Below are 14,618 nucleotides of genomic sequence, written 5' to 3'. Positions count from 1 at the left end.
GACGGACCCCGAACCATGTCGGAAACGTACCAGCACTACATCGCAGGCGAGTGGACCGACGGTGACGGTTCCGAGACGTTCACCTCTCGGAACCCCGCGACGGGCGAGACGCTCGGCGAGTTCCAGCAGGGAACCCCCACGGACATCGACCGCGCGCTCGCGGCTGCCGAGGACGCCGAAGACGAGTGGCAGGCGCTCTCGCACATCGACCGCGCGGAGTACCTCTGGGACATCTACCACGAACTGCGTGACCGCACCGAAGAACTGGCGCAAGTCGTCACGAAGGAGTGCGGGAAGGAGATCTCGGAGGGCCGTGCCGACGTCATCGAGGCGTACCACATGGTCGAGTGGGCCGCCGGTGACGCCCGCCACCCCAAGGGCGACGTGGTACCGTCGGAGATTCCGAGCAAGGACGCGTACATGCGGCGGAAGCCGCGTGGCGTCGTCGGCTGTATCACGCCGTGGAACTTCCCCGTCGCCATCCCGTTCTGGCACATGGCCGTCGCGCTCGTCGAGGGCAACACCGTCGTCTGGAAACCAGCCGAACAGACCCCGTGGTGTGGCCAGATCATCGCGGAGATGTTCGAGGACGCCGGCATCCCCGAAGGCGTGTTCAACATGGTCCAGGGCTTCGGCGACGTCGGTGCGGAGATCGTCGACGACTCGCGCGTCGACACCGTCCTCTTCACCGGGAGCGCGGAGGTCGGTCAGGAGGTCGCCGCGAAGGTGGCCCAGCAGCCCGGCAAGCTCGCCGCGTGTGAGATGGGTGGGAAGAACGCCATCGTCGTCACCGAAAAGGCGGACCTCGACATCGCCGTCCACTCCGCCGTCATGAGTTCGTTCAAAACGACGGGCCAGCGCTGTGTGTCGAGCGAGCGCCTCATCGTCCACGAGGACGTCTACGACGAGTTCAAAGAGCGGTACGTCGACCTCGCCGAGCAGGTGTCGGTCGGCGACCCGCTCTCCGAAGACACGTTCATGGGGCCGCTCATCGAGCCGGAGCATCTCGACAAGGTCCGCCGCTACAACGACCTCGCGAAACAGGAGGACGTGAACGTGCTCGTCGACCGGACGGAACTCGACGCCGACGAGATTCCCGATGGCCACGAGGACGGCAACTGGGTCGGCCCGTTCGTCTACGAGGCGGACCCCGACGACCCGCTGCGCTGTACCCACGAGGAGGTGTTCGGCCCGCACGTCGCCCTCCTCAAGTACTCGGGCGACATCGAGCGCGCCGTCGAGATCCACAACGACACCGACTACGGTCTTTCTGGTGCCATCATCTCCGAGGACTACCGGCAGATCAACTACTACCGCGACAACGCCGAAGTCGGCCTCTCCTATGGGAATCTCCCGTGTATCGGCGCGGAGGTCCACCTGCCGTTCGGCGGCGTCAAGAAGTCCGGCAACGGCTACCCCTCGGCACGTGAGGTCATCGAGGCCGTCACCGAGCGCACCGCGTGGACGCTCAACAACTCCAAGGACATCCAGATGGCACAGGGCCTCTCGGCCGACATCAAAACCTCCGGGGACGACTGATGAGCGTCGCTGCTGACGTGCTGTGTCCGCGATGTCGCGACACGGCCGTCCCCCACTCGGACGGGTATCGGTGTGGGCGCTGCGGCTGGCGCGAGCGGTTCGGCGCGGACTGACTACGCCTCGACGGCGGGGTGGAACACCGCTGCGAAGTAGCGCGGTTCCGAGAGCGGGCCGGCGACGTACGTGAGCTGTCCGGTGACGGGCGTCGTCGTCCCGCCGGGGCGGTCGAGCGTGAGGTCGATTGCGGCGTCACCCTCGTCGCGGGCGACGTCCATCGTCGCGTCGAGCGCGCCCGGGTCGGTGAACACGTCGTGGATGCACTCGCCGATGATGTCCGCGGGGGTGCGGCCCGTGAGCGCCTCCGCGCCCCCGTTCCACGTCATGACGTGGCCGTGACGGTCGAGCATCACGATGGCGTAGCCGTCGATCGCGTCGATGGCGCGCTGGAACCGGGAGGTCGCGTGCGCGAGTTTCCCCTCGGCGCGGGCGGCGACCGCCGACTGGACGTGGTCGACGAGGTCCTCGATCCACGACCCCTCTTTGACGATGTAGTCGGTCGCGCCCGAGCGAACCGCCTCGCTCGCCACGCGCTCGTTGCCGTGGGCGGTCGTGACGATGAACGGGACGTCGGTGCTGTGCCACCGAACCGCCGTGAGGAAGTCGAGCCCGTCCATCCCCGGCATGTCGTAGTCGCTGACGATACAGTCGACGAACGACTCGTCGAACGTGTCGAGCGCAGCGGCGACCCGCGACTCCGTCGAGACGATGACCCCGTCGTGCTGTCGGAGCATCGTCCCGACCGTCGCCAGCAGCTCCTCGTCGTCGTCGACCAACAGGACGTGGATGGTCCCGTCCGGCGTCACGAGCCCTCACCTCGAGAACGGAGGGCACCAGAGGGAGACGGCTGTTGCATACGGTGGTGAGGGGCTGGGGAGTATAAATATCGCCCACCGAGTTCGAGCGCCGAGTCGGGCGGTTTGCTGGGTCGATTCCCGCTCACGAGCGCTGCGCGAGCACGAAGAGCGCCTGGCTCCCGAGCGGGTCGTCGACGAACCGCTCCCACACGACGTCGAACCCCGCGTTCCCCAGCTGTGTGCGAGTGACCGCACGGCCGGGCGTCGAGAAGAACATGCTGTGGTCGCTTCCCAACCAGCCACGGCGCGTCGTCTGGTAGCGGCCCGCGCCGACGGTCGTGAGGAGGTAGCCGCCGGGCCGGAGAACCCGCGCGAACTCGCGGTAGGCGAGCAGGTGGTCGGCCCGCGGGACGTGAAACACCGCATGGTAGGCGGTGACGGCGTCGACGCTCGCGTCGGTGAACGGGAGCGTCGTCATCTCACCCTGGACGAGCGGGACGTCGGGGAGGTTCCCCCGGGCGAGTTCGAGCTGTCGGCCGGAGAGGTCGAGGCCGACGCTCCCGGCGGGAAGGTTCGCCAGCGTTCGCATCCCATCGCCACAGCCCACGTCGAGGACGCGCGCGTCGTCTGGCAGCAACTCGCGGAGGTCGTCGAGGAGTCGGGTGTCCTCGCCGCCGGCGAGCCGGCGGCGCGCGTAGTCGTCGGCCACCGCGTCCCACGCACGGCGCACCGCGTCACGGTCCATACAGGAGAGAGGCGCTACGGCGAGATAGCCCGTCGGGTGGCGGCGAGCAGTCGTCGCCACCGACGGCTCACTCGACGAACAGCGAGTAGACGATGACCGCGAAGCCGGCGGCGGTGAACGCGCTCTCGGTGGCGAACGCGGCGTTCGGCTCCAATGGGAGCAGTTGGTCGACGGCGCCCCCGAACAGCGCGCCGAGGGTGATGATGCCGAAGCCGATGGCGAGCGCCCGGAGCGCGGGCGCGCCGGTGCGCTGGTAGGCGCGGTAGCTGTAGTAGGTGATGACCCCGCCAAGCAGGAGGGTCAGGCTCTTCAGTACGACGACGACGAGAGTGAAATCCACGTGACTCATGTTCCTTTTCGCACCTCCTCCCAGAGGGCAGCGACGCGTTCGTCGGGGGACCGTTCGGGCCGCTCGACCGTGATCTCGATGTCACGGTCGTCGTCGAGCCCGAGCGTAACCGCGGCGAAGTTGACGACGTAGCGGCTCGTGTGGTGGCCGTCCGAGCGGACCTCGACCCGTTCGTCGACGAGCGACGCCTCGCTCAGCAGTTCGAGCTTCCGGTAGGCCGTCGACCGCGGGATGTCGCAGGTTTCGGAGATCTCACTCGCGGTCATGGGCTGGTCGAGCGTCTTGATGATTCGCCGGCAGTCGGGGTCGTCGAGCGCGTCGAGGACGACCTGGAGGTCGGGCGCGCCCTCGCCGAACGGGGAACGGGCCATCAGGCCGACCCCTCCGGCTGACCGCGTTCGACGTATCGAGCGAGCACCGCGCCCTCGGCTCGCCGGAGCGTCTCGCTGCAGGTCGACACCGCCATGTCGAACTCGGTGGCGAGGTCGCGGAGCTCACAGCCCCGCGGCGTCTCGTAGTAGCCGCGGTCGACCGCGGCCCGGACGAGCCGCCGCTGGGCCGGCGTGAGGACGTCGGGCGACGCCGTCGACTGCTCGACCGCGTCGACGGTGTACGAGAGCCCCGCCGCGTCCAGCCCGTCGGCCAACGCAGCCAACCGGTGCTGGTCCGCGCGGAACTCCCAGTGGACCGCGCCGTCGTCGACCTCGAACGGGAACGACAGCGGGACACCCGCATCGCGAACGATGTCGAGCAGGGTCGCATCGGTCGTCTCGAACTGGAGGAGCGCCCGGTCCGCGTCACGACCGAGCACGACCAGTTCGGTGACGGCCGCGGCGGCGTCGACGTCGGCGACGACGTCCGGAAGCACGGAGCCGGCATCGACCTCGAGCAGGCCGACACCGCCGGACTCCGCCCCCGGAACCGCCGACGGAACGCGGAACCGCGCCGTCGGATAGGTCCGTGAGACAGCGCCAAGCCACGCATCATCGGGCAACGAGACGGTCAGACGGACCCGGGGCATCGCCTGACGCTCCGCCCGCCAGACACATATCGGTACTGCCTCCGGCCGTTCACGAGTTTTTATATGCGGACCCGAAACTGTTCGCGGCGTTCCTATCCAGTGGGATTCAGCGCGGTCGTCTACATCTACCCCCCCACTACGCGGACGTGTATGTCGCAGAAGATCGGTGCGCCGGGTGATGGTATCACGCGCAGGGAGTTTGTCGCCGCGACGAGCACGGCAGGCGCCGTAGCCGCAGCGGGGTGTACGGCGACGACGCAGCCGACCGCCGAGGAGGTCGAGCGGCAGGCGGCGCAGGGGCTGGCCACCGAACTACCGACGACCAGCCCCCCGGAGGTCGTCGACCTGAACGAACGCGGGAACTCGGTGACGCTGAAGACGGTGGCGGCGACGCACCACGCTCACCCGACGGAGACGATGGGCGGGCCGGTGACGTTCCCGCAGGTGTGGGCCTGGCAGGCCGACGACGGCGACCCGTCGGTCCCCGGGCCGGTGCTGCGGGTCGAGGAGGGCACCGAGTTCGAGGTGACGCTCGACAACAGCGGGATGGAGATGCCCCACACGTTCCACGTCCACGGCATCCAGAAGACGTGGGAGAACGATGGGGTGCCGACCACGACGGGCGTGACGGTTGGCCCTGGCGAAAAACACACCTACGAGTTCACCGCGAACACGCCGGGGACGCACCTCTACCACTGCCACTACCAGACCCCCCGGCACATGGATATGGGGATGTACGGGACGCTCCGGGTCGACCCGTCGGGGTACGAGCCCGCGGACAAGGAGTACTTCATGACCGTCAAGGAGTGGGACACGCGCCTGTCGAGACAGTTCGCCGGCGGGGACGCGAGCTACGACATCACCAACCGCCGACCCGACGCCTTCACCGTCAACGGGAAGTGTGCGCCGCGGACGCTCCACCCCGAAGACGGAAGCCCCATCATCGTCGAGCAGGGTGACACCGTCCGCATCCACTGGACGAACGCGGGGTTCCGCGCACACCCGCTGCACACCCACAACCACCGCTTCGAGGTGGTCGAGCGCGACGGCTCGCCCATCCCGGAGGCGGCCCGATACAAGCGCGACGTGCAGAACGTCGCCCCGGCCGAGCGCTACACCGTCGAGTTCGAGGCCGACGCCGACCCCGGCATCTACCTGATGCACTGCCACAAGGTCGACCACGTCCGCAACGGCGCATCGTATCCCGGTGGGATGCTCGGCGGCATCGTCTACAAGGAGGCGATGGACACCGACATCTTCGCCCAGCTGATGGAATACGCGGGCTACGAGGGGTGAGTCCGATGCCGACGCGCAGAGCCTTCATCGCGGGAGCGACGGGGATCGCCGCGACCGCCCTCGCCACCCAGCCCGCGGCTGCAGAGACGGACCTCACCGACTGGCTGGCGAAGACCGACGGCGCCGGCGAAGTCGTCGACCGCACCGGCCAGTCGAGCGTCGACATCAGCGTCGGGGCGTCGGGCAACGGCGGCGCGTTCGGCTTCGGCCCGCCCGTGGTCCGCGTCGACCCCGGCACCGAGGTCGTCTGGACGTGGACCGGGAAGGGCGGCAGCCACAACGTCGTCGCCTCCGGCGGCGCGTTCGAGTCTCCAATGCAGGGAAGCCAGGGCGCGACGTTCAGCCACACGTTCGAGCGCGCCGGCGTGGTCCGGTACTACTGTGCGCCGCACAAGGCGATGGGGATGCGCGGTGCCGTGGTCGTCGGTGACGCCGCCGTGACCCTGCCCGGGAGCGGAACGCCGACACCGACCGACACACCCGAGTCGACGGCCACGGAGACCGAGGCCACCGGGGAGAAACGGTCGTTCGACGGCTGGCTCGCCGAGACGAGCAACTACGACGGCGTCCACGACCTGCGTGGCCAGGACGAGGTGACCGTGCAGGTCGGTGCCGAGGGGAACGGCGGCCCGCTCGCGTTCGAGCCTGCTGCGGTCCACGTCGACCCCGGCACCGTCGTCCGCTTCGAGTGGGTCGGCCCCCGGCGGTACGACGTGGTCGACCCCGACCTCGACATCGAGTCGAAGCAGGTCGCCAGCGAGGGGTTCGAGTACGCCGTCGAGTTCGACGGTGACGGCGTCGCCACGTACGAGTGTACGAAGTACGGCGACCAGGGGATGCGCGGGGTCGTCGTCGTGGGCGACGGCCCGCAGGAGCGGCTGACGTGGCAGGGCGTCGGCGCGGCCGGCGCGGCCGGCCTCGGCGTCGCCGGGGCGCTCGGCTACGCCTTCCGGCTGAACGACCGGACGGCGACGACGCGAGACGAGTAGGGAGTCGCGAACGAACCGAGCGGCTCCACCGTAGAGCGGCCCATCAGGAGAAGTCAGTCGACGAGGACGCTCTGGGCGGCCGCGACGAGTTCCTCGACGCTGGCGTCCACGAGGTCCTCGTTGCCGATGACGAGTCGCTGGCGGGGGCGCCCCACGTCCCCGGAGTGGACCGTCTCGGTGTCGATGAGACCGATGTCCTCCATCCGGCGTTTCGCCTGCGAGAAGGTGCCGACGCTGGCGACGCCCACCTCCGACCCCCAGTTCGTGAGTTCGTACAGCTGGTGGCGGTGGCGGGCGGTAAGCAGGACCAGCAGGTCGACGAGGTCGAGGTTGTCCTCGAGGCCGCGGACGCCCGGCGTCGCGATGGCGGCCTCGAGGTCGGCGGCGGTCGCCTCGTCGAACGCCTCGGCGATGGACGCCACGAGCTCGGAGTACGTCGGCGACTCGCGGGCGTACTCGTCGGCCGCGTCCCAGCGGGCGTCGAACCCCTCGGTGACGGCGGTGACGGCGTCGGCGTCGTCGGTGGCCACGCCGACCGTCTCTGCCGGCAGGTCGGTGAGCAGCGAGACGGCCCGCTCGTCGGTGAGCACGAGCGGCTCGCCGTCGTCGGTGTCTTCCGTCCGCACGGCGAGCGCGTCGGTGGCGACGAGGTCGGCCAGCCGCGCGGCGGTGACGTGGTCGCGGTCGATGATTCTGAGGGCCGCAGCCGGTGCGAGCACCCGCACGGGTCGCTCCCGGGTCGTCCCCTCGACGGCGTCGACGACAGCGACGAGCGTGGAGGGCGCGGCGCAGACGACGGCCACGTCGTCGGACTCGCTGGTGACGGCGGAGAGCACGTCGACCAGCGACCCCACATGTGCTGTTTCCACAGCCGTGGTTACCGGGGCATTGAAATTACCGTTTCGGTCCGCCTTGGACAGCCAAGCACGCTGTTTATATGTCGAAGTGAGCGTCGTCCTCACGGCCCGGTTCGTCCGGCGCGTCACCGTTATACGCGTGTGGGTCGGCCAGTTGAGGTAGATGACGAACGTGGCGTTCCGTGCAGTTGCCGATCCACCGGGACTGGAAATCCAGGACCGCGTGAGCAATCGACAGGCCACGTTCACTACCCCCGCGCGACCGGTCCTCGAGCCCGCGAGCACCGACCCGTTCCGGTTTCCCGTGGAGGCCGCCTGCCGCTTCTCCACCGACGAATTCTCGACCCGAGCGTCCTCGCTGGTCATCCGCGACGCGACGGGAGCCGTCGTCTCGAATCCGATGGCTGCGTCGGGGGCGCCGCTACCCGAGGCTGACTACGTCGTCGAGTTCGACACGAGCGTGAAGGCGTATCTCCGGGTCACCTCGCCGATCCGTTCGACGTTCGAGAACGACCAGCTCACGCTGACGTTCGCCCCCTCGTCGACGGTGACCGTCGGCGCCCGGTCGTATCTCCAGTGCCCCGCGGCGACGGTGACGACGACCGACGACCTCGACGACGTCAGGCGTGCGGTCGAGACGCTGAGCAGCGCGCTCCAGACCACGTCACCGGAGCGGAGCTACCCGACCCTCCGTGGCCACCCGCCGCGTATCGAGCGCGGTGAGACGCTCTCGATTCCCGACGGAGTCGCCCCCCCGGGGACGGGCATCACCATCGACGTGCGCGAGCGACTCGATGACCTCATCGCGGTCGCGCCGCTCGCGTACTATCTCGGGGCGTCGATACGGTTCGCCTCCCAGCCACGACTCCGCACCGACGACGGGCTCGACGCCCCGCTGTCGACCGACCCGTTCGAAACCGCCGTCGAAGACGTACTGGGCCACACGTTCCTGCTCGACTGCCTCTGTCGGACACACGGCCTCTACGACGTCGAAACGGAGGCGTACACGGCCCTCGCCCCCACGCTCTCGCTCGACTTCGAGCGACTGTACGACGCCACGCCCGCCGAGCGCCTCGCCGCGTATCTCACGGTGTCGACCGACCGAACGGCTCCGTACGTGCCGCGCTGGCCGACGATCGCCTACGTCGAGCAGACACCGGCGCAGGTGGCGCAGCTCCCGCACCTCGTGAACGACCTGACGCTCATCCGGACCACCGAGCCGGCGCGGTACCGTGGTGCCTCGGCCCGGCGCGTCGCACTGTCACGGTTCGTCACCGCGTCGAGCCCCCGTGGTGCGTCGGCGGTGTTCGACGGGCAGCAGTCGTTCGTCGACGTTCCCGAAACGGCTGCCCGCCACCAGCTGTGGGTCGGCTCGGGACTCCCACTGAACGCCGACCACTTCCAGCTGGCCGGACACGAACACCGCCTGGCCAGACAGCCAGACCCGGACACAACCATCCACATCACCGTCATCTGCAACGACCCGGAGATGACTGCCGAGGCAGCCGCCGTTCGCCGGCAGTACCGACCCCGCCCCGACCATCCGTTCGAGGTCACGGTCCACGAACAGGTCGACCGTGACCGGTTCGCAGACCTGCTGGCGGCGGACATCCAGTTCCTCCACTACATCGGGCACGCGACCGAGGCGGGGCTGGAGTGTCCCGACGGTGACCTCGACGTGGGCACCGTCGAGACGGTGAACACCGACGCGTTCCTGTTGAACGGCTGTCAGTCGTACGAGCAGGGGCGTCGACTGGTCGAGCAGGGAGCCATCGGCGGTATCGTCACGGTCAGCGACGTGGGGAACGACGCAGCCATCGAGACGGGTGTGCTGGTCGCCCGGCTGTTGAGCGGTGGGTTCTCACTCACGGACAGCCTCGACATCGCCCGGCGGCGGACGGTCGTCGGCGGCCAGTATCTCGCCGTCGGGGACAACAACGTCACCATCGCGGTCGCGCCGAGCGCGGCGCCCATCGTCACACACGTCGAGTCGGCGAGCGAGAGCTACCAGCTTTGGCCCGAGCAGTTCTCCACCCGGGACTACGGCCTCGGCTCCCACAGTATGCTTCGGCTCCCCAACACACCGGTGATGCTTCTCGGCGGAGAGAGCGGTCCGTACGACCTCACGGCCGACGAGGTCCTCGAGTACCTACACCTGCAGGACACGCCCGTCTGGTTCGACGGCACGTTCCACTGGAGCTCCGACATGACGCGAGACGACCTCGAGTAGCTACGGTCGCCGTGGCGTCGTTCCACCGTCGGCGTGTACGTCGGGGTCGGGAACCGTCGCGTCGTGGTCCTTCCCGCCGCGGTCGCGGAGCCAGAGGAACGCCCCGAACAGCGTCGGCGAGAGGATGGCGGTGCCGAAGCCGCCGAGGACCAGCAACTCCTCGGTGGAGAGTTCGAGGATGCCCTCGAACACGTCACCGACGACGACGGCACCCTTCATCCCCGTCGCCTCGTGGGGCGTGCAGACGTAGCGGCTGATACCGACGCCGTCGAACACCTGGCCGAACCGGCCCGTCGACTGGACGGCACTGGCGTAGCCGTCGTCGACGGCCGAGACGTCGTGCGAGCCGCCCTCGCCTGCCCACTCCCAGACGACGCGAGTGCCGGGGTCGACGTGGACCGCCGGCGGGTCGAACGCGAACGCCCCACCGTTCCCTTCCGCACCGACGGTGATGACCACCTCGTCCTCGCCGCGGGCGTCGACGGTACCCTCGAAGTTGCTCACGTCGTCGAACCAGTCGCCGTAGTCGGGTTCACGCTCGACGTACGTGCGCTCGGGGGCGGGCGGAGCCGCGGTGACGGTGACAGGCACGTCGCCGACGATGACGGCGCCCTTCATCCCCATCGCCTTGTGCGGAGTGCAGGCGTACAGTGAGACGCCCGCGGCGTCGAAGGCGTGCGAGAAGGTGTGGCCGGCCTCGCCGACGAGGTCGCTCTCGAAGGCGCCGTCCTCGTCGGCGACGTTGTGGGCGCCGCCCTCACCTGTCCACTCCCAGACGACGGTCGTGCCGGGGTCGACGCGGACGGCGGCGGGCTCGAACGCGAAGCCGCCACCGTTCCCCTCGGCGCCGACCTGCACGGTCACGCGAGGCGTCCCGCGCTCGTCGACGACGCCGTCGGCGTTCGAGACGTTCGCGAACCAGTCGGTGAGGTCGACCTCCTCCTGGGCGGCCGCGCTGCCGACTGAACTCGCGGCTGCACCGCCGACTGCGAGGAGCGTCGCAGTCTGGAGGAAGCGGCGGCGGCCTACGGTGGGTGTCGGAGTCGGACTCATAGCGTATAGTTCACTCTCGAGAACACATAACGAGATAACCCCATTCTCAGACTCTGAGACACAGGTTTTCACTATATGCGATTCCTAACACAATCTGGGGTAGAGGACGATATCATGCCCTACAACACGACTCGACGACGCGTACTGCAGACGGCAGGAGTGGGTGGAGCGGCGGCGCTCGCCGGCTGCACCGTCGGCTCCGGGCCCGCGAACGACGTTCGGACGAGCCCCGTCCAGTTCCAGACCGACGAGCCGGCCGAACTCGGCGACGCCAAGCCCGTCGACGTCGACCGCATCGCGGCCGACCCGACCGACATCCCCGCCCCCATCACCCGGTCGGAGCCCGCGACCATCGAGGTCGAACTGGAGACCCTCGAACTCGTCGCCGAAGTCGAAGAGGGCGTCACGTTCACGTACATGACCTTCAACGGGCAGATTCCGGGCCCGATGATTCGCACGCGGGTGGGCGACACCGTCGACCTCACCATCACGAACCACCCGGACAACGTCATGCCCCACAACGTGGACTTCCACGCGGTCCGCGGGCCGGGTGGCGGTGCCGAGGATACCCTCGTCAACCCCGGCGAGTCGAAGCGTATCCGCTTCCAGGTGACGTACCCCGGGCTGTTCATCTACCACTGTGCGGTGCCGAACCTCGACTACCACATCTCGGCGGGGATGTTCGGCTGCATCCTCGTCGAGCCCGAGGAGGGGCTCCCCGAGGTCGACCACGAGTTCTACCTCGGCCAGCACGAGCTGTACACGAACGGCAAGACCGGGCAGAAGGGCCACCACGAGTTCAACTTCGCCGCGATGGCGATGGAGGAGCCGACGTACGTGCTCACCAACGGCGAGAAGTACGCCATCGGTCCGCAGAAGTACAACGACATGGTGATGCAGACGGGCGAGACCGCCCGCGTCTACTTCGGCGTCGGCGGCCCGAACCTGTTCAGCAGCTTCCACCCCATCGGCAGCGTCTGGGACGAGGTGTACCCACAGGGCGCGATCATGTCCGACCCGCACCGCTACGTCCAGACGACGCCAGTGCTCCCGGGGAGCGCGGTCATCGCGACGCTCACGTCGCCGGTCCCGCTGCCCATCAAGCTCGTCGACCACGCGCTCTCGCGGGTCGCGCGCAAGGGCAACCTCGCGGTCATCGACGTGCAGGGCGAGGAGGACCCGACCATCTACGACCCGAACCCGGCCTGAGGTCGGGCGGGGCGCTTCTCCGCGACGCGTCTGTTCGACCCGTCTCGCCGGCCACTCAGTTGCCGACGAGGACGCCTGTGTCGAATCGGGTTGCGTCGCTCCGGTATGCATCGTACAGCGACCGTGCGTGCTCCATCGCCTCGGCCGTGTCCGTGTCGATGATGGCCCGCGAGAGGCCCGTCTCGTAGTCACGACAGCACGTGCCGACGCGCTCGTCGAAGATGGCGAACCCGCCCGGCGGGTCGTCGTGCACCAGGAGAACGAGGTTCCCACTGTTCACTGCCTCGGTCGCTACGTCGGGAGCGACGCCGAGCATGTACGCCAGCATCGCGCTGGGGAAGACGAGTTCGACCGTCATGCCAGCGGCGGCGTGCTCGAACACGCTCCTGACGTTCTCCGGCTTGAGGGGTATCTTGCCGATCTCCCGAATCGACCCGGACGACTCGACGAGCTCGGCGTAGCGGTCGTTCGGAGAGTACGGGTTGCTCGGGTCCGGCCGCGTCACGGTCGCGCCGGAGAACATCTCGAGGGTGAACCCGAGGTCGGTGGGGAACCACCGCCAGACGTCACGGATCGCCTGCTCGGTCTCGAAGCGCTCGACGAGGTCGAAGAACCCATCCGCGATGAACTCGCCGAGTGGCGTCAGTTCGTAGCGACGGTCGACGCGATTGATCCAGTTCCGGGCTTCGAACTCGTCGAGGAGTCGCCCGACCGTGGCGTTCGAGGCGCCGGTCGCGGCACGCAGGTCCTCGCGATCCTGGGGCCCCGCCGTCAGTGCACCGAGCGCGTTCACGCGGTGTTCCGAACGCGCCAGAAAGTCGATGCCTTCCAGCGGAGTGCTCATGCCACATACAGGTGTGCTACGGTATTACCCATTCCGGCAAGAACGGCGACCAGCGACCGCGATGCGGGCGATTGTACCGTAGGCTATCGATACTGCCCCACCGTCGGCACGGGACCGACCCGTCGAGTCGCTGCACGTGGGTGTGTATCGGTCGGAACATCGGACGGAAAACGCGATTCGGGTACGTCCCCCGGTCGGGGTTCGAGACGGCTCGTCCAGAACGGGGCGAGGGGGTCGTCGTCGGTCGGACTACGGTGCAAGCAGGGACCGCCGCCGTTCGGCTGCCTCTCGGCGGCCCTCCGCGTCACGTCGCATCGCCTCGCGGTGTTCGTCCCAGGTCGTGTACTTCGGGACCGGCGTCTGCCCGACGGGCACCGTGTTCTTGGTCTGTCTGTCGAAGGTGGTCATGTTCGTTCCTCGAGGGAGACACGCTGCGAGACAGGATAATGATGCTTAGTGATACCATTGCACACGATGAAATCCACGCACCTGCTGCACCTCCGAGAGCCGAGCCGCAGCCCGACGGTGTGGTACACTCCCCGATACCGAGTGCGCGCGTCGACGACAGCGGTCAGAGCGACTGCGATGGCTCGCTGTCCGGGACAGACACCGCTTAGTGTCGCCACCGACTACGCGCGAGTGAATGGCCGTCGAGGTCTGGTCCGTCCTACCGACCGTCGCCACCCGCGTCGCGAAGATCGCGCTGTTCATCGCCGTCGGCGTGAGCCTCGCACACCTGCTGGTCGCGTTCGGCCTGATCGAGAAGATCGCGCTGTTCTCGAAGCACCTGACGCGCCCGGCGAACCTCCCGGACGAGGTGGGGTCGGCCATCGTCACGACTGCCGCCTCCACCACCGCAGGCTACGGGATGCTCGCCGAGTTCAGAGAGTCGGGACGGCTGTCGGACCGCGCGACGCTCGTCGCCGTCACCATCAACACGTTCTTCGGGTTCGTCCAGCACATCTTCACGTTCTACGCACCGGTCCTGATTCCGATTCTCGGCCTCCAGGTGGGGCTCATGTACGTCGGCGCGCGAGCGCTCATCGCGCTCGGTATCACCCTCGTCGGCGTGCTCGCGGGCGCGGTGCTGCTCTCGGGCGAGCAGTCGGTGCGAGGAACCGTCGAGGCCGACGGGGGCGCCCCGGAACCCACCGTCACCGCCGACCACCCCGACACCCTCGAAGGCAAACTCCGCGACGCCGCGACGAAAGGCTACGAGAAGACGCGCGACATCCTGCCGCGGCTCGCCATCATCTACACCGCCGTCGCGCTCCTCACCGCGAACGTCGACATCACGCGCGTCACCGCGGCGGCCGACCCGCTGGCCGACGTGGTGGGGCTCCCGGTGGCGGCGGTCCCCGTCATCGCGGTGTTCGCACTCGACACGACCAATGGGGCACTCGTCATCGCGCCCCTGATTCCGGGGACGTTCACCCCACGACAGGCGGTGGCGACGATGCTCGTCGGCGGCATCGTCTCCTTCGCGGTGTCGACGTTCAAGCGCTCGATCCCGTTCCAGTACGGCATCTGGGGTGCCGAGTTCGGGTCGAAGGTCGTGGCGGTGAACACGGCGCTGAAGGTGGTTTTCATCGGCGTCGCGGTGGCACTGTTGCTGTACGGGCCGGTGTAGCC

At 68.4% G+C, this 14,618-nt stretch carries 15 protein-coding genes; 6 read left to right on the top strand and 9 right to left on the bottom strand.

What is annotated here, in order from left to right:
* Positions 1-15: 15 nt before the first annotated feature.
* Positions 16-1,539 (top strand): aldehyde dehydrogenase family protein, encoded by a 1,524-nt coding sequence (locus NL126_RS08025; RefSeq protein ID WP_255198402.1) that lies wholly within the window; start codon positions 16-18, stop codon positions 1,537-1,539.
* A gap of 113 nt (positions 1,540-1,652) precedes the next feature.
* Here NL126_RS08025 and NL126_RS08020 read toward each other — a convergent pair whose 3' ends face one another.
* The 5 genes from NL126_RS08020 to NL126_RS08000 form a co-directional block, all read right to left on the bottom strand.
* A complete protein-coding gene (locus NL126_RS08020; RefSeq protein ID WP_255198401.1) occupies positions 1,653-2,402 on the bottom strand; it encodes a hybrid sensor histidine kinase/response regulator in 750 nt (249 codons plus the stop codon).
* A gap of 133 nt (positions 2,403-2,535) precedes the next feature.
* Positions 2,536-3,138 (bottom strand): class I SAM-dependent methyltransferase, encoded by a 603-nt coding sequence (locus NL126_RS08015; protein ID WP_255198400.1) that lies wholly within the window; start codon positions 3,136-3,138, stop codon positions 2,536-2,538.
* Positions 3,139-3,205: 67 nt separating this feature from the next.
* Positions 3,206-3,487, bottom strand: coding sequence for a DUF7521 family protein (locus tag NL126_RS08010; protein WP_255198399.1), 282 nt, complete (start codon positions 3,485-3,487; stop codon positions 3,206-3,208).
* Positions 3,484-3,858, bottom strand: a complete 375-nt coding sequence (locus NL126_RS08005; protein WP_255198398.1) for a winged helix-turn-helix domain-containing protein — start codon at positions 3,856-3,858, stop codon at positions 3,484-3,486. The genes NL126_RS08010 and NL126_RS08005 overlap by 4 nt, the downstream gene beginning before the upstream one ends.
* Positions 3,858-4,508: a helix-turn-helix domain-containing protein gene (locus NL126_RS08000; protein WP_255198397.1), complete on the bottom strand. Its 651-nt coding sequence runs from the start codon at positions 4,506-4,508 to the stop codon at positions 3,858-3,860. The genes NL126_RS08005 and NL126_RS08000 overlap by 1 nt, the downstream gene beginning before the upstream one ends.
* A gap of 150 nt (positions 4,509-4,658) precedes the next feature.
* On the opposite strand from NL126_RS08000, the gene NL126_RS07995 reads away from it, so the two are divergent.
* Complete coding sequence (locus NL126_RS07995) at positions 4,659-5,804, top strand: multicopper oxidase domain-containing protein (protein ID WP_255198396.1); 1,146 nt, start codon at positions 4,659-4,661, stop codon at positions 5,802-5,804.
* A gap of 5 nt (positions 5,805-5,809) precedes the next feature.
* A complete protein-coding gene (locus NL126_RS07990; protein ID WP_255198395.1) occupies positions 5,810-6,793 on the top strand; it encodes a halocyanin domain-containing protein in 984 nt (327 codons plus the stop codon).
* A 53-nt stretch (positions 6,794-6,846) separates the two neighbouring features.
* On the opposite strand, the gene NL126_RS07985 is transcribed toward NL126_RS07990, so the two are convergent.
* Positions 6,847-7,662: a transcriptional regulator TbsP domain-containing protein gene (locus NL126_RS07985; RefSeq protein ID WP_255198394.1), complete on the bottom strand. Its 816-nt coding sequence runs from the start codon at positions 7,660-7,662 to the stop codon at positions 6,847-6,849.
* Between the two features lie 151 nt (positions 7,663-7,813).
* Here NL126_RS07985 and NL126_RS07980 point away from each other — a divergent pair, with 151 nt between their 5' ends.
* Complete coding sequence (locus tag NL126_RS07980) at positions 7,814-9,880, top strand: hypothetical protein (RefSeq protein WP_255198393.1); 2,067 nt, start codon at positions 7,814-7,816, stop codon at positions 9,878-9,880.
* Here NL126_RS07980 and NL126_RS07975 read toward each other — a convergent pair whose 3' ends face one another.
* Complete coding sequence (locus NL126_RS07975; protein ID WP_255198392.1) at positions 9,881-10,933, bottom strand: halocyanin domain-containing protein; 1,053 nt, start codon at positions 10,931-10,933, stop codon at positions 9,881-9,883. It abuts the gene before it with no gap.
* A gap of 114 nt (positions 10,934-11,047) precedes the next feature.
* On the opposite strand from NL126_RS07975, the gene nirK reads away from it, so the two are divergent.
* A complete protein-coding gene (gene nirK / locus NL126_RS07970; RefSeq protein ID WP_255198391.1) occupies positions 11,048-12,142 on the top strand; it encodes a copper-containing nitrite reductase in 1,095 nt (364 codons plus the stop codon).
* Between the two features lie 55 nt (positions 12,143-12,197).
* Here the strand turns inward: nirK and NL126_RS07965 are convergent, their stop codons facing one another.
* Together NL126_RS07965 and NL126_RS07960 are read right to left on the bottom strand one after the other, a co-directional pair.
* Complete coding sequence (locus tag NL126_RS07965; RefSeq protein WP_255198390.1) at positions 12,198-12,986, bottom strand: helix-turn-helix transcriptional regulator; 789 nt, start codon at positions 12,984-12,986, stop codon at positions 12,198-12,200.
* Positions 12,987-13,235: 249 nt separating this feature from the next.
* A complete protein-coding gene (locus tag NL126_RS07960) occupies positions 13,236-13,394 on the bottom strand; it encodes a hypothetical protein (protein ID WP_255198389.1) in 159 nt (52 codons plus the stop codon).
* A 235-nt stretch (positions 13,395-13,629) separates the two neighbouring features.
* On the opposite strand from NL126_RS07960, the gene NL126_RS07955 reads away from it, so the two are divergent.
* Positions 13,630-14,616 carry a nucleoside recognition protein gene (locus NL126_RS07955; protein WP_255198388.1) on the top strand — a complete coding sequence of 329 codons (987 nt, stop codon included), beginning with the start codon at positions 13,630-13,632 and terminating at the stop codon, positions 14,614-14,616.
* Positions 14,617-14,618: the final 2 nt, after the last annotated feature.

It is taken from the genome of Halorarius litoreus, assembly GCF_024362405.1.
Taxonomy (GTDB): domain Archaea; phylum Halobacteriota; class Halobacteria; order Halobacteriales; family Haloarculaceae; genus Halorarius; species Halorarius litoreus.
This window is presented reverse-complemented; position numbering and strand designations above follow the sequence as displayed.

Bases quoted from the DNA above. Each gene is read 5' to 3' on its own strand.
- NL126_RS08015 (WP_255198400.1), bottom strand. From the start codon at position 3,138: ATGGACCGTGACGCGGTGCGCCGTGCGTGGGACGCGGTGGCCGACGAC.
- NL126_RS07990 (WP_255198395.1), top strand. From the start codon at position 5,810: ATGCCGACGCGCAGAGCCTTCATCGCGGGAGCGACGGGGATCGCCGCG.
- NL126_RS07955 (WP_255198388.1), top strand. From the start codon at position 13,630: ATGGCCGTCGAGGTCTGGTCCGTCCTACCGACCGTCGCCACCCGCGTC.
- NL126_RS07975 (WP_255198392.1), bottom strand. From the start codon at position 10,933: ATGAGTCCGACTCCGACACCCACCGTAGGCCGCCGCCGCTTCCTCCAG.
- NL126_RS07965 (WP_255198390.1), bottom strand. From the start codon at position 12,986: ATGAGCACTCCGCTGGAAGGCATCGACTTTCTGGCGCGTTCGGAACAC.
- NL126_RS08005 (WP_255198398.1), bottom strand. From the start codon at position 3,858: ATGGCCCGTTCCCCGTTCGGCGAGGGCGCGCCCGACCTCCAGGTCGTC.
- NL126_RS07980 (WP_255198393.1), top strand. From the start codon at position 7,814: ATGACGAACGTGGCGTTCCGTGCAGTTGCCGATCCACCGGGACTGGAA.
- NL126_RS08000 (WP_255198397.1), bottom strand. From the start codon at position 4,508: ATGCCCCGGGTCCGTCTGACCGTCTCGTTGCCCGATGATGCGTGGCTT.
- NL126_RS07995 (WP_255198396.1), top strand. From the start codon at position 4,659: ATGTCGCAGAAGATCGGTGCGCCGGGTGATGGTATCACGCGCAGGGAG.
- NL126_RS08010 (WP_255198399.1), bottom strand. From the start codon at position 3,487: ATGAGTCACGTGGATTTCACTCTCGTCGTCGTCGTACTGAAGAGCCTG.
- NL126_RS07960 (WP_255198389.1), bottom strand. From the start codon at position 13,394: ATGACCACCTTCGACAGACAGACCAAGAACACGGTGCCCGTCGGGCAG.
- NL126_RS08025 (WP_255198402.1), top strand. From the start codon at position 16: ATGTCGGAAACGTACCAGCACTACATCGCAGGCGAGTGGACCGACGGT.
- nirK (WP_255198391.1), top strand. From the start codon at position 11,048: ATGCCCTACAACACGACTCGACGACGCGTACTGCAGACGGCAGGAGTG.